The organism is Alcanivorax xiamenensis, assembly GCF_009846745.1.
Classification (GTDB): Bacteria; Pseudomonadota; Gammaproteobacteria; order Pseudomonadales; family Alcanivoracaceae; genus Alloalcanivorax; species Alloalcanivorax xiamenensis.
Map to the genome: position 1 here is coordinate 1 of NZ_AQPF01000061.1, position 18476 is coordinate 18476.

General features: G+C 63.3%; 15 protein-coding genes. All 15 read right to left on the bottom strand.

The window, feature by feature from the left end; genetic code table 11:
* Nucleotides 1-48: 48 nt before the first annotated feature.
* Complete coding sequence (locus tag A6D6_RS19735) at nt 49-498, bottom strand: hypothetical protein (protein WP_159661658.1); 450 nt, start codon at nt 496-498, stop codon at nt 49-51.
* Nucleotides 495-2543 (bottom strand): flagellar biosynthesis protein FlhF, encoded by a 2049-nt coding sequence (locus A6D6_RS19740; protein WP_159661659.1) that lies wholly within the window; start codon nt 2541-2543, stop codon nt 495-497. Before A6D6_RS19740 ends, A6D6_RS19735 begins: the two co-directional genes overlap by 4 nt.
* Nucleotides 2544-2565: 22 nt before the next feature.
* On the bottom strand, nt 2566-4650 hold the full coding sequence (gene flhA / locus A6D6_RS19745) for a flagellar biosynthesis protein FlhA (RefSeq protein ID WP_159661660.1): 2085 nt from the start codon (nt 4648-4650) through the stop codon (nt 2566-2568).
* A complete protein-coding gene (gene flhB / locus A6D6_RS19750; RefSeq protein WP_159661661.1) occupies nt 4647-5804 on the bottom strand; it encodes a flagellar biosynthesis protein FlhB in 1158 nt (385 codons plus the stop codon). The genes flhA and flhB overlap by 4 nt, the downstream gene beginning before the upstream one ends.
* Before the next feature lie 189 nt (nt 5805-5993).
* Nucleotides 5994-6650 (bottom strand): protein phosphatase CheZ, encoded by a 657-nt coding sequence (cheZ, locus tag A6D6_RS19755; RefSeq protein WP_133491385.1) that lies wholly within the window; start codon nt 6648-6650, stop codon nt 5994-5996.
* Nucleotides 6651-6740: 90 nt separating this feature from the next.
* Entirely contained in the window at nt 6741-7130 is a 390-nt protein-coding gene (gene cheY, locus A6D6_RS19760; RefSeq protein ID WP_159661666.1) for a chemotaxis response regulator CheY, read from the bottom strand.
* A gap of 24 nt (nt 7131-7154) precedes the next feature.
* On the bottom strand, nt 7155-8906 hold the full coding sequence (locus A6D6_RS19765) for a methyl-accepting chemotaxis protein (protein ID WP_159661662.1): 1752 nt from the start codon (nt 8904-8906) through the stop codon (nt 7155-7157).
* Between the two features lie 33 nt (nt 8907-8939).
* Nucleotides 8940-9992 carry a protein-glutamate methylesterase/protein-glutamine glutaminase gene (locus A6D6_RS19770; RefSeq protein WP_159661663.1) on the bottom strand — a complete coding sequence of 351 codons (1053 nt, stop codon included), beginning with the start codon at nt 9990-9992 and terminating at the stop codon, nt 8940-8942.
* 110 nt (nt 9993-10102) lie between these two features.
* Nucleotides 10103-10966, bottom strand: a complete 864-nt coding sequence (locus A6D6_RS19775; protein WP_236564185.1) for a CheR family methyltransferase — start codon at nt 10964-10966, stop codon at nt 10103-10105.
* A 1-nt stretch (nt 10967) separates the two neighbouring features.
* On the bottom strand, nt 10968-12629 hold the full coding sequence (locus A6D6_RS19780; RefSeq protein ID WP_159661664.1) for a methyl-accepting chemotaxis protein: 1662 nt from the start codon (nt 12627-12629) through the stop codon (nt 10968-10970).
* The gene (locus A6D6_RS19785; RefSeq protein WP_304503119.1) at nt 12622-13881 is read right to left on the bottom strand and encodes a methyl-accepting chemotaxis protein; all 1260 of its coding nucleotides are present in this window, start codon (nt 13879-13881) and stop codon (nt 12622-12624) included. Before A6D6_RS19785 ends, A6D6_RS19780 begins: the two co-directional genes overlap by 8 nt.
* Before the next feature lie 30 nt (nt 13882-13911).
* Nucleotides 13912-14412 carry a chemotaxis protein CheW gene (locus tag A6D6_RS19790; RefSeq protein ID WP_133491390.1) on the bottom strand — a complete coding sequence of 167 codons (501 nt, stop codon included), beginning with the start codon at nt 14410-14412 and terminating at the stop codon, nt 13912-13914.
* Nucleotides 14409-16412, bottom strand: coding sequence for a chemotaxis protein CheA (cheA, locus tag A6D6_RS19795; RefSeq protein ID WP_159661665.1), 2004 nt, complete (start codon nt 16410-16412; stop codon nt 14409-14411). The genes A6D6_RS19790 and cheA overlap by 4 nt, the downstream gene beginning before the upstream one ends.
* A 2-nt stretch (nt 16413-16414) precedes the next feature.
* Nucleotides 16415-17275: a flagellar motor protein MotB gene (motB, locus tag A6D6_RS19800; protein WP_133491392.1), complete on the bottom strand. Its 861-nt coding sequence runs from the start codon at nt 17273-17275 to the stop codon at nt 16415-16417.
* Nucleotides 17272-18159, bottom strand: a complete 888-nt coding sequence (gene motA, locus A6D6_RS19805) for a flagellar motor stator protein MotA (RefSeq protein WP_133491393.1) — start codon at nt 18157-18159, stop codon at nt 17272-17274. Before motA ends, motB begins: the two co-directional genes overlap by 4 nt.
* Between the last annotated feature and the right edge of the window lie 317 nt (nt 18160-18476).

The following is an 18476-nucleotide window of genomic DNA, read 5'->3' on the forward strand; positions in this document are numbered from 1 at the left end:
CCAGCCACGGCCACAGCAGGCTCATCCACAGCAGCCCGCGCAGCAGTGTCATGGCGCCAGCACCACCAGATCGGTGTCGAGAAAGCGCCGGGCCGCCTGTTGCAGGTTGTCCAGCAGCCCGCGCCGTTGCAGCCGGGGCGGGTGCAGCGCCAGCAATCGTCGCGGCCCGTGCTGACGCCGCACCGATTCCAGACAGCTCAGGGCCCGGCGCAGACCGGCACCATCCGGCTCCACCCACAGCGCCCAGCGGGGTTCACGCCGGGCACTGGCCGGCACCGGCAAAGCCGGAGACAATGGCACGATTCGCCAATCCTGCGCCGCCCCGACCCAGCGCCAGCCGCAGCCCGCCCAATGTTCCAGTACCGCCCGGGTCCGCCGGCCGGCCTGGGCCGGTAGCGGAGCGCCCACCACCACCAGGGTCGGTCCGACGCTTCGCGAACGCGTGGCGGCCCAGTCCCGCAGGCCGGCGGCCTGATCCGCCCCGGGTAAAGCGGTCATGACGCCCTCATCAGACGCAGGGCGTCATGGGTGCGGATCACATGCAGCAACGCCGTCAACAACCGCTCCGGCGTACGCCGGCGACGTGGTCCGAGTAAGCCCAGGACCCGGCCGCGAGTCGCCACCGCCCAGTCGCTCTGTTCCTCGTCGAGACGGCAGGCCAGAGCCGCCAGTCCGGCGGCGGCGGAACGATAAGACGCGTGATGGGAAGAAGGTGAAGAATCGCCCGACGACAAAGCGGCGCTCTCCGACAGTTCCCGCAAGGCCCGCTGGCCGAGCCCGGCCACCGCCTGCCCCCGCCACAACGCCAGCAAATGCGGCCGCGCCCGCGACAGATCCCAATCATTCGGCAACAGCGCATAACGCCAGCCGCGCACCCGATCGGTCTCGGGATCCCGCGCTTGCAGGAACCAGGCACGGACCAGTCCGCTGTACCGGCGGCCGCCGCACGCCGCCGCCACCGGCAAGGCACGCAGGCTGACCCGCAACGTGCGCCCCTTCCGCCGCAACAGCGCCTCCCCCTGCTCCGGCGCCTGCTCGCGCAGCGCCCACAAGGGCTGAAGGTCGCCGCGGTAGCGCACCCGCGCCTGTGCCGGCACCGTGGCCAGCCAGGGCAGACCCTGGCGATCCAGCCACCGCCAGTTGGTGGCCCCGGGCACCCCGGAGAACACTGGCATCAGCGACGGGTAATGGCGGCGGCACCATTGCAGACAGCGAATACGGGACGCCTGCTCCGGCGGCCACAGCGGCCAGGCCTCGCCCTCCTTGCCCAGCACCAGGACGGCCTCATCCCGCGCCACCGGCCAGAACAACCAGCCGGCCTCATCGCTCGGTGGCAGCGGCGGCTGCCGCTGCCATTGCCCCGCCAGCGCCTGTTCCAGCCAGGAGAAGCCGGGCACCTCGCGACGCAGGACGGCGAGGGTATTCACCAGGGTTCCGGTCTGGGCCAATGGATTGAACGGCAGCGTGCCGCCGGTCCGGCAGTCGCCCTGATTCAACGCTTGCCGGACCAGTTCGGCACCGTCCAGAGGGGCCAGATCTTCCGGCACCCGTTGGCCATCACATTGGAACCAGGGCCGCAGTCCCTGACCGATCACCACGTCCAGCAACGGCGCCATACGGGCCGCTTCATCGCTCTTGGTGATGATGACATCGTCCAGCGTCATCCCGGCTTGCCGCGCGGCACGGCGATAGTGAGTGCTGACCTCGTCCAGGGTCTCCGCCTGGCTGGCCGCGTTCAGCAACAGCACGGCCCGGGTGCTGCGCGCGCCACCCACCAGAGGCGCGAACCCTTCCGCCAGACGTTCATCGCGCTGTCCCAGCCCCACCGTGTCGATGATCACCAGACGCTTGTCGTTCAAGACTCCCGCCAGCGACGCCAGCGTGCGCCCCGGTGACAGTGGATGCAGCTCCACGCCGAGCAGTTCCGCGTAAACACGCAATTGGTCCCGGGCCGCCACCCGGTAGCCGTCGGCACTGACCAGGGCGACCTGATCCGCCCCCCAGCGCATGGCGTAATGCGACGCCAGCTTGCCGACGGTGGTGGTTTTGCCGACGCCGGTGGGGCCCACCAACGCCAGGACGCCGCCTTCGGCCAATTTGTCCCAGGGCCGCGCCTGGGCATTGAGGCGGCGCGCCAGTTGTTGTTCCACCCAGGCGCGGGCGGCATCGCCCTCACCCGCTTCTTCCGGCAGCCCCGTCAGCACATCGGTGATCAGAGCGGCACTGAAACCAGCGCCGCGAAGCGTCGCCGCCAACGGCGAATCGGCGGCGCCCTCGCCACGCTCCCGGCGCCGCAACAGCGCCCGTAGTGTTTCCACTTCCTTCAGCAACAACCGGCTGACATCAGCGTCGCCTTCCGCCATCGGCAGGGCCTCGCCGGAAGGCGGAGACGCGGGGGTGTCTTCCCCCTCGCGCAGGGCGACCAGCTCCACGCCGCCGGGCACCTGGCGGTTGGCCACGATCAGGGCATCGTCACCCAGGGCCTCACGGACCCGGCGCATGGCCTCGCGCTGCGTCGGCGCGACAAAACGATGAACACTCATGCCGCTTTTCCTTTATTGGCGTTCATGGCTGCATCCCGATCAGTTCGGTAACGCGCAAGCTACGGTCATCGGGGATTTCCGCTTGCGACAGCACCACCAGGTGACGCAGGCGGCGGCGCAGGAACCGGGCCAGCAGGCCACGCAAGGCCGGCACCACCACCAGCACCGGCGGCAAGCCGGCGTTCTCCTGGCGTTCCAGGGCGGCACTGGCCTGGCTCATCAGCGTGTCCGCCAGGCCCGGCTCCAGTGCACCGCCACCATTGAGCGCTTGCTCCAGCACTTGTTCGAGGCCGGCGTCGAGGCCGATCACCGACAAGGTTCCGGTGGCGGAGAACCAACGGTCGGTGATGGCCCGGCCCAGGGCCACGCGTACCCGGGCGGTCAGTTCTTCCGCGCCGGTCTGGGCATTGCCCGGCTCCGCCAGGGCATCGAGGATGGTGCTCAGATCCCGGATCGGCACATCCTCGTCCAGCAGGTTTTGCAGAATGCGTTGCAGCGTGGTCAGTGACACGGCCTTGGGCACCACCTCTTCCACCAACGGCTTCTGCTCTTCGCCCAGTTTGTCCAGCAATTGCTGGACCTCCTTGCGTCCGAGCATTTCCGCGCCGTAGCGGTGCAACAAATGATTGAAGTGGGTGGCCACCACGGTGCCGGCGTCCACCACCGTGTAACCGTACACCTGGGCCCGTTCCCGCTGGGATTCATCGATCCATACCGCCGGCAGACCGAAGGCGGGATCGTGGGTGGCACGCCCTTCCAGGGTGCCGGAGACCTGACCGGGATCGATGGCCAGCCACTGGCCGGGGAATGCCTGGCCGCGTCCCACTTCCGCGCCCTTGAGGGTGATCACATAGCTGTTGGCATCCAGTTCCAGATTGTCGCGGATGTGCACCACCGGCGGCAGAAAACCCACGTCCTGGGCGAATTTCTTGCGCACGCTTTTGATCCGCCCGAGCAGTTCGCCGTGCTGGCGATGATCCACCAGCGGAATCAACCGGTGCCCCACTTCCAGTCCCAGGGTGTCGATCAGACGCACATCGTCCCACGTGGCTTCCGGGACTTCCGGCGCCGACACCGGCGCGGCTTCAATGTGCTGTTCCGCCAGGTTCCGATCGCGCCGCCGGAGCAAATACCAGGCGAGCCCGCCCAGCGCGAGAGTGAACAGCAAGAACACCAGGTTCGGCATTCCCGGCACCAGCCCCAGCAGTCCCATCACGCCGGCGGCCAGGAACATCACCTTGGGGTTGACCAGCAACTGGTCGATGATCTGCTCGCCGATATCCTGGTCGGTGTTGACCCGCGACACGGTGACACCGGCGGCGGTGGAGATCACCAACGCCGGGATCTGCGCCACCAGGCCATCACCGATGGTCAGTAGCGCATAGGTACGGCCCGCTTCGGCGAAGCTCATGTCGTGCTGCAACATGCCAATCAACAAACCGCCGAGTACGTTCACCACCATGATCACCAGACCGGCCACGGCATCGCCGCGCACGAACTTGCTGGCGCCGTCCATGGAACCGTAGAAGTCCGCCTCCTTGGCCACATCGGCACGGCGACGGCGGGCCTCCTCCTCGCCGATCAAACCGGCGTTGAGGTCGGCATCGATGGCCATCTGCTTGCCCGGCATGGCGTCGAGGGTGAAGCGCGCGCCGACCTCGGCGATACGCCCGGCGCCTTTGGTGATCACCACGAAGTTGATCACCACCAGAATCAGGAACACCACCAGACCGACGGCGAAGTTGCCGCCCACCAGGAACTGGCCGAACGCCTCGATCACCTTGCCGGCGGCATCGCCACCCTCGTGGCCGTCCATCAATACCACCCGGGTGGAGGCCACGTTCAGCGACAAGCGCATCAACGTGGTGAACAGCAACACCGATGGAAAGGCGGAGAAGTCCAGCGAGTTGAGGGTGAACATACTGACCAGCAGCACCATCACCGCCAGGGCGATATTGAAGGTGAAGAACAGATCCAGCGCGAACGGCGGCAACGGCAGGATCAGCATGGACATGACCAGCAGAATCAGCACCGGTCCGGCCATGATCTTCATCGGCACGTTCTTTATCGACAAAGAGGCCCCCGCCCCCAGCAGCGATCCGATCATGACGCGGCTCCTTGATCAGCGGCGGGTACCGCCAGGTCATCGGGCACCGGCAGATCCCGTGGCGGCATCGGCGAGGCTTCACCGCTGCCACGGGCGCTCTTGAGACGGAACGCCCAGACCAGCACCTCAGCCACGGCGGTGTATAAAGCAGCGGGAATTTCCTGGTCCAGATCCACGTGGCGATACAGGGCCCGCGCCAACGGCGGCGCTTCCAGTAACGGCACCCGATGTTCCTCGCCCAGCGCACGAATGCGGGCCGCCACCTGATCCGCGCCTTTGGCCACCACGCGCGGCGCGGACATGCGGCCTTCCTCGTAGCGCAAGGCCACGGCGAAATGGCTCGGGTTGGTAACGATCACATCCGCTTCCGGCACTTTGCTCATCATGCGCTGGCGCGCCACGCTCTGCTGCTGCGAGCGGATACGTGCCTTGAGTTGCGGATCCCCTTCGCTTTCCTTGTGCTCGCGTTTGATCTCTTCCTTGCTCATCCGCAGCTTCTTGGCATGGCTCCAGAGCTGATAGGGCACATCGATCAGCACCGACACCAGCAGTGTCAGCACCATCAAACCGCTGGCGGACGCGGCCAGCGTCAGTGCGTTGGTCATCGCCAGACGCAGCGGCTGCTCCATCAGCGCCATGAATTCCCCTTTGTGGCGCAGCAGAAAAAACACCGCCACTCCGCCCACCAGGATCGACTTGGCCAGCGCCTTGGCCAGTTCCGCCAGCGCCTGGCTGGAAAACATGCGTTTCAGGCCCGCGATGGGATTGAGCTTGGAGAATTTCGGCTGCAGCGCCTTGGCGCTCATGGACCAGCCACCGGTGAGCATCGGCGCCACCAGCGCCACCACCAGCAGTAACAGGAATAACGGCACCAACGCCAGCAGGGTCCGCATGCCCAGCTCCGCCACCCGTCCGAGCATCGGCCCGGTATCCAGGGCCTGGCGCCGCTCGAACAGGAACGACTGCTCCATCACCAGGCCGAGCTGGGCGAACAACGGGCCGGACATCACCCACAGACCACCCACCCCGGCGAACAGCAACAGAAAGGTAGCCAGCTCCCGCGAACGCGGCACCTGGCCTTCTTCCCGCGCCTGTTCCAATCGTCGGGGAGTAGCCGGTTCGGTCTTTTCCTGGTCCTGGGTATCGTCCGCCATGGCATCGTCAAGGAAGGCTGGGTATTCGGCCCATCATTGTCGGTAAAGCAGCGGCGGAACTAACGGTGGATTAGAGGCAGGGAATGGGGGTTATTCGAAAGAATCGCGAGCAAGGTCGCTTCCCACAGAGAGCGCCACGGAGCCGCTGTGGGAAGCTGCCTTGGCGGCGAATTGGCCGTAAAGCTACGTTTAAAACCCCAATTCGTCCAGCAGCGAATCCACCTGATCCTGGCTGCTGACCACATCTTCCCTGGCGGCATCGATCTGCGGCCCGTTGATCAGGGATTCGTCGCGGCGGCGCTGCATTTCATCGCGTTCCCGGCCTTCCGGAACGTTGTCCAGCAACACCTGCAGCAACTGCCGCTCCACCTCCTGGATCACCTCCATCATCTTCTTGATCACCTGACCAGTGAGATCCTGGAAGTCCTGGGCCATCATGATTTCCAACAATTCCTTGTTGGTGGCCTGCGCCAGGTCCGGCGCCTCGCCGAAAAACGCCCGTGTGTCGTTGACCAGATCACGGGCCTGATCCAGCTCCTTGGGTTCCTGGAACCAGGCTTGCCAGCGCTGATCCAGATCTCCGGCGCGGTCGGCCAGCTGGTTTTGCAATGGCTGCGCGCGATCAATGGCGTTAAGCGCCCGGTCGGCCGCCTGTTCGGTCATGGTGGCCACGTAACTAAGGCGGGCACGGGCATCCGGAATCGCCTCCGCCGCCTTGACCACTTCCTTATCCAGACCCAGTTCGCGCATGCTGTCGCGTAACATGCGGGTAAGCTGGCCAATACGCTGGACCAGATCGTCGGATCCGGCTCCCCCTTCGCTGATATGCCCGGCCTCGTTGCTCATGCTGCTTTCTCCTGCCTCGGGATGTCCGACGTCCCGCCGGTCCTGGCCGGCGGCGCGCTTTCACGATTCCCGGATGCTGCCTGTCACTGGTTATGCGCCGAGTTTCTCGAAGATCTTGTTGAGCTTTTCTTCCAGGGTGACGGCGGTGAACGGTTTGACGATGTACCCGTTGGCTCCGGCCTGGGCCGCGGCGATGATGTTTTCCTTCTTCGCCTCGGCCGTCACCATCAACACCGGCAGGTGACTCAGATTGCCGTCAGCGCGGATCCGTTTGAGCATTTCCAGACCATCCAGATTGGGCATGTTCCAGTCCGACACCACGAACTGGAAGCCACCACCGCGCAGCTTGGTCAGGGCCTCCTGTCCGTCTTCCGCTTCATCCACATTGCCGAATCCCAACTCCTTGAGCAGGCTGCGGATGATGCGCCGCATGGTGGGAAAGTCATCCACCACCAGAATACTCATGTTCTTGTCCACGATTGTGTTCTCCGCTACTTGGTCCGGTCAGAACTCTTCCCAGTCATCCTCGGCGGTCACCGCTTCACGGCGCGGCACCACCTTCTTCAGTTTTTCTTCCGCCGTTGCCGGCTTTTTCTCGCTGACGGCACCGTCGTCCACGTCGGCTTCGATGTCGGCCGGCGTTTCCGGATCGTGCCCGGCTTCCTGCTTGCGCCACAACGACAGGGACGCCAACTGTTCAGGCCGCAGCCGGAAAATCGCCACCGCTTTCTCCAGACGCCGCGCCTGCTCTTCCAGCGATGCGGCGGCGGCAGTGGCTTCCTGCACCAGCGACGCGTTTTGCTGGGTCACTTCATCCATTTGCGTCACCGCCTGGCTGACTTGTTCGATACCACCACTCTGTTCCTGGGAAGCGGAGGAGATTTCATCCATGATGTCGGTGACCCGTTTCACTGCGGCCACCACTTCCCGCATGGTCTCGCCGGCCTCTTCCACCAAGCGGGACCCTTCGTCCACCTGCGAGACCGAGCTTTCGATCAGTGCCTTGATCTGACGGGCCGCGTCGGCACTGTTGCCCGCCAGGTTACGCACTTCTCCAGCCACCACCGCGAAGCCGCGCCCCTGCTCGCCGGCCCGGGCCGCCTCCACCGAGGCGTTCAGCGCGAGAATATTGGTCTGGAAGGCGATGGAATCGATCATGCTGGTGATTTCCGCCACCTTGCGGGAGCTGTCGGAAATACCACGCATGGTGCCAATCACCTGGTCCATCACGGCGCCACCACGGCCGGCGGTGCCGGAGGCGTCGTTGGCCAGGCCGCTGGCCTGGCGTGCGTTGTCGGCGTTCTGCTTCACCGTGGCGGTGAGTTGCTCCATGCTGGTGGCGGTTTCCTCCAACGAGGCGGCCTGCTGTTCGGTACGGGAAGACAAGTCCGCGTTGCCGCTGGCGATCTCGGAGGCGCCGACATAAATGGCGTTGCCGCTTTCGCGCACCTCGGTGACGATCTTGCCGAGGCTCTGCTGCATTTCCGCCATGGCGCTGAACAGCTTGCCGATTTCATTGTCGCCCGGCACTTTGATCTCCTCGGACAGATCGGCGCGGGCGATGCGCTGCAGGTTTTCCACCGCCCAGCTCAACGGTTTCACCACCACGCCACGCAGCATCAGGTACACCAACACCATGATGATGCCGGTGAGCACCAACATGCCGATACCGATGTAGGAGAACAAAGCGGTCTGCTTCTGATAATGGCTCATCACCTCCTGGCCACGTTCATCGCCATAACGAGTGAAGTTGGTCAGGGTGTCATTCAGGTCGTCGTTGGGAGTTAGCAGTTCCTGGCGCAGATTACGATAAGTACGCAGGTCGCCTTTCTGCAGATAATCGTATTGCATCTTCACCAGACGCAGTACTTCCTTGTAGGCCCCCGCCAGCTCATTCGCCCGGGCCTCGCCCATTTCATCCTTGGGGCTGTCGACGAAGTTTTGAAAGCGACGTTCCGCCCTTTCCAGAAAACCGCTGACGCGCTGGATCTGGTTGTCCGCCACCAGCCGCATGCCGTTGTCCAGATAATCAGCGGCCAGATCCATTTCGATACGCGCCTGGTTCAGCAAGGTACTGGCCCGGGCAACCTGATTGAGTTGCTGCACATTGACCTGATTAAGGGTGGAGATGGAAGCATCCACCACCTGGTTGGTGAGGATGCGGATAGCGGCGATACCGCCGATCAAAAGCGCGCAGCAAATCAGCGCTCCGGCCACCGCCGTATTGATGTTGATATTTCGCACGAATTTCATCATAGCCGGCCTTTCCTTTTTTCAAGGTTATTCTGTCTATACCCGCTGAGCCCGCCCGGAGGCGGCCGCCAGTGCCATCAGACGCGGCGCCACCTGATTCAGCGGCAGCACTTCGATCGCCGCGTCCAGAGCGATAGCCTCGCGAGGCATCCCGAACACCAGGGAGGTGTCCTGATCCTGGGCCAGGGTGTGGGCACCGGCTTCACGCATGGCAAGCAGTCCCCCGGCACCATCCTTGCCCATACCGGTGAGCAGAACGCCAATGGCGTTGCGGCCGGCGTGCCGCGCCGCGGAGCGGAACAACACATCCACGGAGGGTCGGTGGCGATTCACCGGTGGCCCACCATCGAGGTGAATCACATAGTTCGCGCCGCTGCGGGCCAACAGCATGTGCGCATCCCCTGGCGCGATGTACACGTGACCGGGCAGCACCCGCTCTCCGTGTTCCCCTTCCTTCACCGTCACCGCGCTGAGCCGGTTGAGCCGTTCGGCGAACGACCGGGTGAATCCGCCGGGCATATGTTGCGCGATCAGAATCGCCGGGCTGTTCGGCGGTAACGGCGACAGCACTTCCCGGATCGCCTCGGTTCCCCCCGTTGACGCTCCCAGAATCACCAGTTTCTCACTGGAAATGATCGGCGCCTTCAACTTCGTCGGTGGCGTCCTGTTGTCGTTGGCGCGGCGCGGCCGGGAGCGGGCCGTGGCACGAATCTTTTCCGCGATCAGCTCGCTGTAGTCGAGCATCCCCGAACGAATCCCCAACGACGGTTTCTCAATGAAATCCACCGCACCCAGTTCCAGGGCCCGTAACGTAATCTCCGATCCGGCCTGGGTCAGTGACGACACCATCAGTACCGGCATCGGCCGCAGGCGCATCAGGCGCTCCAGAAAGTCGAGCCCGTCCATGCGTGGCATTTCCACGTCCAGCGTCAACACATCCGGGTTATGCTGTTTGATAAGATCTCTGGCCACCAACGGATCCGGCGCCACCGCCACCACTTCCATATCGGGATGGCCGTTGATGATCTCGCGCATCAAGTCACGAATCAGCGCGGAATCGTCGACGCACAGCACGCGAATTTTTTCCATAGCCCAAACCCGCCCCTGTTACGGTGGAAACATTGCAATGGCGTTGGTCCAACAGTCCTACTGGTTAGCTTATCGGCCGCGAGTCGCCAACCTTGAGGCCGGATTGGGCATTACCCGCCGCCGTCATGCCCTGCCAGCGAGTACACTGTCTGACCACGGGAGCGGAAACGGTCGCTCAGGTAGGCGACATTTTCCGAGTGGCCGGCGAACAACAACCCGTCGGGCTTGAGTCGATCAGCCAACCGCCCGAGCACCCGGCTCTGAGTTTCCCGGTCGAAGTAAATCATCACGTTGCGGCAGAAAATGGCATCGAAGCGTTGCCCGGTGGGCCAGTCCCGGCCGACCAGATTCATCACCTGGAAACGTACTTTTCCCGCCAGGGAGGGTTTGACCCGGGCATAACCGGTGCGGGCGCCGCTGCCTTTCTGGAAGAACCGCCGCCGACGCTGATCATCAAGGCGTGCTACCTGCTCCAGCGGATAGACGGCACGTCGGGCACGATCCAGGGCCTCGGTGTCGATGTCGGTGGCCAGCACCTCCACGTTGACATGCTCTCCCAGGGTTTCCAGCAACGTCATGGCAATGGAATAGGGTTCTTCGCCAGTGGACGCGGCGGCACTCCATACCCGGACCGGATCCCTGCGGCCGCGGACATGATCGGCCAGGATCGGAAAGTGGTGCGATTCGCGAAAAAAGGAGGTCAGATTGGTGGTGAGGGCGTTGACGAACGTCTGCCATTCCTCGCCTTTTCCACTGGCCTCCAGACCCGCCAGATAATCGTCGAACCGGGTCAGGCCGCGGGCACGCACCAGGCGACCGACGCGGCTGTACACCATGTCCTTTTTGTGCTCCGCCAACACAATACCCGCGCGCTGATAGATCAGATCGCGGATTTTTCTGAAGTCATTGGCGGAAAAATGCAGATCGCGCTCTGAAAACAGGGACGCAGCCTCGATCTCTTGCGGCGGATTCAAATCAGCTCCCCGCTTCCATCAGCAGCGGCGGATCGGTCCGGACCGGGTGGCCCGCCTGTTGCCGATCGACGCCGCGCAAATGAAATACCGCCACCGAATGGCCGAGTGTATCGACCTCACCGCGCAACGCGCCGGCGGCGTCGGCGGACCCCTGAATACGGCGGGCGTTGTGTTGCATGGTCTCGTCCATCCGTGTCACCGCCTGGTTGATCTGAGCGATACCAGAGCTCTGCTCCTCGGACGCGCAGGTGATCTCCCCCATGATGTCGTTGACGCGGGTCACCGACGCCACCACCTCCCGGATGGTGCTCTCCGCCCGGTGAACCAAATCGGCCCCGCTCTGGATTTCCCGGCCTGAGTTGGCGATCAGATCACGAATCTCTTTCGCCGCGGCGGCGGACCGCCCCGCCAGGTTGCGGACCTCGCTGGCCACTACCGCGAAGCCGCGCCCCTGCTCACCGGCCCGGGCCGCTTCCACTGAAGCATTGAGCGCCAGAATATTGGTCTGAAAGGCGATGGCGTCGATGCTGTCGATGATCACCGTCATCTTGTTGGAACTGGCGGTAATACGCTCCATGGTATTGACCACTTCGCCCATCACCTCGCCGCTGTGCGCCACCTGACCGGCCGCCTGCGAGGCCAGCTCACTGGCCTGCCGCGCGTTGTCGGCGTTTTGCCGCACCGCGCTGGTGATTTGTTCCATGCTGGACGCGGTCTGCTGCAGCGACTCAGCCTGCTGTTCGGTCTGGGAAGACAGATCGCGGTTGGCTTCGGCAATACCGCGGGCCGCCGGCGTCACCACCGCGATACCCTCGTTGACATGGCCGACGATACTGCCAAGGCAGCGCTGCGTGACCGCCAGCGCCATGTTCAACCGCCCCGCTTCCCCCAAAGTACGCTTCGGCGGCTGTGCCGCCAGATTGCCGGCGGCGATCTGGAACGTGAACATCACCGCCTCACGCAACGGCTTCAGCAAGGCGCCGGCGGTCATCACCCCGAGCAATGCCAACACCGGCACGCCAGCGACCAACAGCAAGCCATGCGCCAACATCAATCGGCCGCGCACCGGATCATCCGACGGCAAATGGCTCACGCCGTAGAGCCCCACCACGCTACTGATCGCCAACAACACCACCGCCAATAGCGCCAATCCTCCCAAACGCACGGCGCCACCACGCCGCCGCAGGCGCCGCCGCCAGCTATCCGGCCCCCGCCGCAGTATCTCTCCCCGCTCCAGGGAGAAGCGATGCCCTTTGTCCGTATTCATGGCGGCGTAAGCGTGTTCCGCCCGGATCACACTATCGGCGTCCGGTTTCAGGCGCACCGACACATACCCCTTGATCTCGCCGTCTTCCATGATCGGCGTGACATGCGCCTTGACCCAATAGTGGTCACCGTTCTTGCGGCGGTTCTTGATCACACCAACCCAGGTACCGCCCGCCTTGAGCGTCCGCCAGAGGTTTTCAAACGCCAGCGGCGGCATATCCGGGTGGCGAACCAGGTTATGGGGGGCGCCCAGCAACTCCTCCCGGCTGAATCCACTGACCTCAATGAAGGCGGGATTGGCATAGGAGATTTTGCCGCGCAAGTCCGTACGGGAGATAAGAAAGTGATCATCGCGCAGGGTATATTCCCGTTGCGTGACGGGCTGATTATCACGCATGCACTACCTCCGTCACGGCGCCAGCGACGATATTCTTGTCGGAGCTTTTTCCCTCCGCGTCGTTGATCACTCGCGCCAGCGTGAACAGCGCCACCGCCTGCCGCAGCCGCGCGGCTTCGCCTTCCAGTTCGCTGGCCGCCGCGGCCGCCTCTTCCACCAGAGCGGCGTTGCGCTGCGTCACCTGATCCATTTGCGTGATGGCCTGATTGACCTGGCCAATACCCTTGCTCTGCTCCTGGGAGGCGGAAGCAATCTCATCCATGATGTCGGTGACCCGGCGCACCGCTTCGACGATTTCGGTCATGGTACTGCCCGCCTGATCCACCAGTCGGGTCCCGGCTTCGATGCGCTCCACCGACGTCTCGATCAACGCACGGATCTTTTTCGACGCTTCGCCACTACGCCCGGCCAGAGCACGGACTTCTCCCGCCACCACCGCGAACCCCCGGCCCTGCTCACCGGCCCGGGCCGCTTCCACCGACGCGTTCAGCGCCAGGATATTGGTCTGAAAGGCGATGGAGTCGATCACCTCGATGATCTCGGTCACCTGACGGGCACTGCCGCTGATTTCCGCCATGGTGCCGACCACCTCGCCCACTACCTCACCGCCCCGTTGCGCGGTTTGTGACGCGCTGGCCGCCAGCTGGCTGGCCTGGCGGGCATTGTCGGCGTTCTGCTCCACCGTCGAGGTGAGCTGCTCCATACTGGCGGCGGTCTGTTCCAGTGACGCTGCCTGATGTTCCGTGCGCGAGGACAAATCAGTGTTGCCTTGAGCGATTTCACCGGCGCCCTGATAAATCCCCTGGCTGCTGTCACGCACGGTGGCCACGGTGCGGGACAGGCTTTGCTGCATGTCCGACAGGGCCGCGTAGAGCTGACCGATTTCATTATTGCCGCGCGCCTTGATCGGCTCCGACAAGTCGCCTTTGGCCATCCGCTCGAAGTGCCCCACCACCTTGCGCAGAGGCCGGATAACATTCACGGTCACACCCCACAGCACGATCACCACCAGCACCACCGATACCGCGATCACCGCGCCGATACCCCACCGCATGGTGGCGGCGTAGGATTCGAAAGCCGCCAACGCCTGGCTGCCGGCGTCACCGGATTGCGCCGCCAACCGGATCATCGCGTCATGGCTTTGATCGAGGATGTACACACTCTGCGCGCTCAGAATCAGGATCAACAGCGAAAACGCCGCCAGAACCAGACCCCAGCTTACTTTGACCGTCATGTTATCCAGTACTTTCACGATGGTTATCTCACTCGGCTCGTGGGCATCTTATTCACCAACGCGCTCAACGATGGCCAATTCCTCGCTGGTGAGCAGTCTCTCTATGTCCACCAGAACCAGCATGCGTTCTTCCAGATTGCCGAGCCCATGGATGTAGTCCAAAGGCAGACTGATACCGAATTCCGGCGGCGGTTTGATCTGTTCGGCGGTCAGGGTCATCACGTCCGAGACCTGATCCACCACGATGCCCACTACACGGGTACCGATATTGATGACGATCACCACGGTCTGCTGGTTATAGTCGGCGCTGGCGAGACGGAATTTCAGGCGCAGGTCGACGATTGGCACGATCACGCCGCGCAGGTTGGCCACCCCTTTTATGAAATCCGGCGCGTTGGCGATGCGGGTAACGTTCTCGTAGCCCCGGATCTCCTGGACCTTGAGAATGTCGATGGCGTACTCCTCGTCACCCAGGGAGAACACCAGGAATTCACGGCTGCTGATCTCGGCGGCTTTCTTGACGGGATTGACGGAAACCAGGTTGCTCATGATGCGGAAACCTCCTTGGAGGAAAGGACAGTGGAGTTTCGAGCGACCGCGTCACTCGCTTTCTTGCTTTGGCTGAGACGATGCAGGTCGGGAATATCCAGAATCAGCGCGACGCTGCCGTCACCGAGAATGGTGGCGGCGGACACGCCGGGGACCTTGCGGTAGTTGGTTTCCAGATTTTTGACCACCACTTGCTGCTGGCCCACCAACTCATCCACCAGCAGCGCATAACGGCGCCCCTCTCCCTGCACGATGACCACAATCGCCGCGGTCGGATCGGTGACGGCGCCGGACACCTCCATGGCATGGTGCAACGCCACCAGGGGCAAATAGTCCTCACGCACTTTCAACAGCACATCGCCGCCGGCCATGGTGTAGAGATCATCGGCGCGCGGCTGTAACGATTCGATCACCGCGCTGACCGGCAAGATAAAAGTCTCCTCCCCCACCCGTACCGACATGCCGTCGAGAATGGCCAGGGTCAACGGCAAGACAATGCGGGTACGAGTACCCACACCGGCTTCGGAGAGCACGTCCACATGACCGCCCATGGCCTGAATGTTGCGTTTGACCACATCCATGCCAACACCACGGCCGGAAACGTCGCTGACCGCTTCGGCGGTGGAAAAGCCCGGCGCGAAGATCAACTGCCAGACTTCCTCGTCACTCATGTTGTCGGACACCGGCAGCCCGTTGCTGCGGGCCTTGGCGAGAATCCGCTCGCGATCCAGACCGGCACCGTCATCACTCACCTCGATCAGGATGTTGCCACCCTGGTGCTGAGCGGACAGCGTGAGGCGGCCGGTGCCCGGCTTACCGGCGGCGGCGCGAAGCTCCGGCGTTTCCAGGCCGTGATCCAGGCTGTTGCGAACCAGATGCGTAAGCGGATCGATGATGCGTTCGGTGAGGCTCTTATCCAGTTCGGTGGATTTGCCCTCGGTGATCAATTCCACATCCTTGCCCAACTTGCCGGCCAGATCACGCACCAGCCGTGGGAAACGGCTGAATACATAGTCCATTGGCACCATGCGCACGGACATCACCGCTTCCTGAAGATCCCGGGCGGTACGCTGCAACAGGCTGAGGCCGGAGGCGAAGCCACCATCGCCGGTGACGTCGGAATCCTCCACCACCTGATTGAGCATGGATTGGGTAATGATCAACTCACCCACCAGGTTGATGATATGGTCGACCTTGGCCACCGGCACCCGGATCGAGGAGTTGGCGCCACTGTCCCGGCTGTCGACGGCCGGCCGCGCGGCGCGTTTGGTTTCAGCTTTGGGAGGCGGCTCCGGCGTTTTCACCGGCACCGGCAGCCGTTCCGGGGGGATACTGCGGATGTCCAATTGCTCAGGCTCGACGATGAAACACATCACCGCCTCGATGTCATCGGCGCTGGCGGTGGACTGCATCAACACCTCGTAGCGGTCGTCTTCACCTCGCGTTTCCAGCACATCGCCAAGCTGACCCAACTCCTCGATGAGCAGTTCCCGATCCCTTTCCGACACACCAAGCAGAGCCACGCTAAGGGGTTGTCCAGCCCCGCCACTGGCCGGTGGCGGCGAGGACGGAGCCACCGTGGTAGCGGGAGCCACATCGCCCGCCGGCTCACCAATTTCCTCCAGCGCCAGCTTCCGTAGCACCTCACAGATACGGGCCATCGCCTCCGCGTCCGGCTCCACGCCTTGGCGGTAGGCCTCCAGTTGGTCGTGTAGCATGTCTTTCGCTTCCAGAAAGGTATCGACGATGTCACGACGCAGCGTGAGTTCGCCGCGACGGGTGTAATCGAGCAGGTTCTCCAGCAGATGGGTGGTGCGTTGCAGCGCCTCGAACCCGAAAGTGCCGGCGCCTCCCTTGATGGAGTGGGCCGCCCGGAAGATGGCGTTAAGCTGTTCCATGTCCGGGTTGTCGACATCCAGTGCCAGCAAATGGGCTTCCATGTCCCCCAACAATTCCTCGGCTTCCTCAAAGAAGGTGCTGTAAAAATCGCTGATATCCATGGTTACTCCTGTAGCGGGGTCAATGCCGCCGGCTCGCTTTCCACGCGAATACGCCGCGCCGCCCGTTCATTCAGCACCAGTATCGTGATACGACGATTGACCGGATCCCCGGGGTGACTGCCGATCATTGGCACCCGATCACCCAGTCCCGCCACGCGCAGTAACTTGTCCGGCTCAAGACCACCGGCAATCAATTCACGGCGCGAGGCGTTGGCGCGGTCGGCGGACAACTCCCAGTTGCTGTAGCCGCGCTCACCGTTGGCATAGGGCAGGCTGTCGGTATGGCCGGTGATGCTGAGCGGGTTTGGCAGGTCATTCAGCAGCGGCGCGAGGGTGCGCAACAACTCGCGCATATAGGGCGCCACCTGATCACTGCCCAGATGAAACATGGGGCGAGGATCGGTATCCAGAAGCTGAATCCTCAGCCCCTCCGGGGTCACGTCGAAACGCATCTGTTGACGCAGTTCGCGCAAGCTGTCGTCGGCGCTGATGGTGCTCTCGATGCGCCGCTGCAACTCCAGGAACTGACGCTGCATCTCCGCCGGCCGGGTCTGGTCGCGCAGGTCAATACGTGCCTGTTCCCCTTTGGCATGGGCCGGGTCATCGCCGCCGCCGGGAATCGCACTGGTACTGGCGGTACTGCGGTCACCGCCGGTCATCGCCACGTTCAGCGGCGTGCGGAAATACTCGGCCAGTCCCTGCAATTGCTGCGGCGTGGCGGTGGAGATCATCCACAAGACCAGGAACAATGCCATCAGCGCCGTCATGAAATCGGCCAGCGCGATCTTCCAACTGCCGCCGTGATGCGCCTCGGCACGACGCGAGCGGCGACGAACGACAATGCGGCGAACGGCCTCACTCATGCCTCACCCACACCCACGCCCTTGTCATCACGCGGGGTGCCGCGCACATGATCTTCCAATTCACTGAAGCTGGGACGCTCGCTGGTGTGCAGCGCCTTGCGCCCAAACTCCACCGCCAGCTGCGGAGCATAGCCGTTCAGGTTGGCGAGCAGGGTGACGCGAATGCATTGCAGCATCTTCACCCCCTCATGCACCTGCCGGTCAATGCGACTGGCCAGCGGGTTGACGAAACCGTAGGCCAGCAGAATGCCGAGAAAGGTACCCACCAGCGCCTGGGCGATCATGTATCCCATCGCATCCACACCCGCGTCGGCGGCCCCCAGCGCCTTCACCACCCCGAGCACGGCGGCGACGATACCAAAAGCGGGCAAGGCGTCCCCGACCTTGGATAACGCATCGGCGGGGATATGCGCTTCGTCCTCGAACGCCTCGATTTCATGGGCCATCAGTTCATCGAGCTCATGCGGGTCCATGCTGCCGCTGATCATCAATCGCAGGTAATCGGTGATGAAGCCCATGATCATCGGGTCTTCCCGCAGCTCCGGATAATCGGCGAACAGCTCGCTGTCCCGCGGATTCTCGATATCACGCTCAATGCCCAGTACCCCTTCGCGGCGCATCTTCGACAGCAGCTTGTACAGCAGCGACATCAACGACATGTAGGTTTCCTTGCCGTAGCGGGTGGTGCGCTTGAGCTGAGACGAGGAACGCAGCGTGGCTTTGATCGCCTTGCCATTATTGGCGGCGATGAAGGACCCCACGGCGGCACCACAGATCATCATGATTTCACTGGGTTGATAGAGCGGACCGAGATGACCGCCGGCCAGAAAAAAGCCACCGAACACGGAAAACGCCACGATGATGAAACCAATGGGGATCAGCACAACCGGATTCCTTACGCCGCTGAATCAGTTCACCGCCTCCGGGGAGCACGGTTTACGAACACTCTCACTTCTGTATCGGCAGGAACGGGTGGGGCTTTAGGGGAATGTGCGTGGGTATGACGGTTCTCGTTGAACCTGCCGTAGCCGACCACTTCCCATGGTTGGGGCCACGAAGGCACTGTGGGAAGCTTGCTTGCAAGCGAATGGAGCAACACCGGAGACCGTATTCGCCAGCAAGCTGGTCTCCCACAGAGTGTGCTACCAAGCCTCCGTGGGAAGCTTGCTCGCAAGCGAATGGAGCAACGCCGGAGGCCGGC

Coding starts and splice junctions, on each gene's coding strand:
- cheA (WP_159661665.1), bottom strand. CDS start 16,412: ATGGATATCAGCGATTTTTACAGCACCTTCTTTGAGGAAGCCGAGGAA.
- flhB (WP_159661661.1), bottom strand. CDS start 5,804: ATGGCGGACGATACCCAGGACCAGGAAAAGACCGAACCGGCTACTCCC.
- A6D6_RS19790 (WP_133491390.1), bottom strand. CDS start 14,412: ATGAGCAACCTGGTTTCCGTCAATCCCGTCAAGAAAGCCGCCGAGATC.
- A6D6_RS19740 (WP_159661659.1), bottom strand. CDS start 2,543: ATGAGTGTTCATCGTTTTGTCGCGCCGACGCAGCGCGAGGCCATGCGC.
- A6D6_RS19780 (WP_159661664.1), bottom strand. CDS start 12,629: ATGCGTGATAATCAGCCCGTCACGCAACGGGAATATACCCTGCGCGAT.
- A6D6_RS19770 (WP_159661663.1), bottom strand. CDS start 9,992: ATGGAAAAAATTCGCGTGCTGTGCGTCGACGATTCCGCGCTGATTCGT.
- A6D6_RS19765 (WP_159661662.1), bottom strand. CDS start 8,906: ATGATGAAATTCGTGCGAAATATCAACATCAATACGGCGGTGGCCGGA.
- cheZ (WP_133491385.1), bottom strand. CDS start 6,650: ATGAGCAACGAGGCCGGGCATATCAGCGAAGGGGGAGCCGGATCCGAC.
- motB (WP_133491392.1), bottom strand. CDS start 17,275: ATGAGTGAGGCCGTTCGCCGCATTGTCGTTCGTCGCCGCTCGCGTCGT.
- flhA (WP_159661660.1), bottom strand. CDS start 4,650: ATGATCGGATCGCTGCTGGGGGCGGGGGCCTCTTTGTCGATAAAGAAC.
- A6D6_RS19735 (WP_159661658.1), bottom strand. CDS start 498: ATGACCGCTTTACCCGGGGCGGATCAGGCCGCCGGCCTGCGGGACTGG.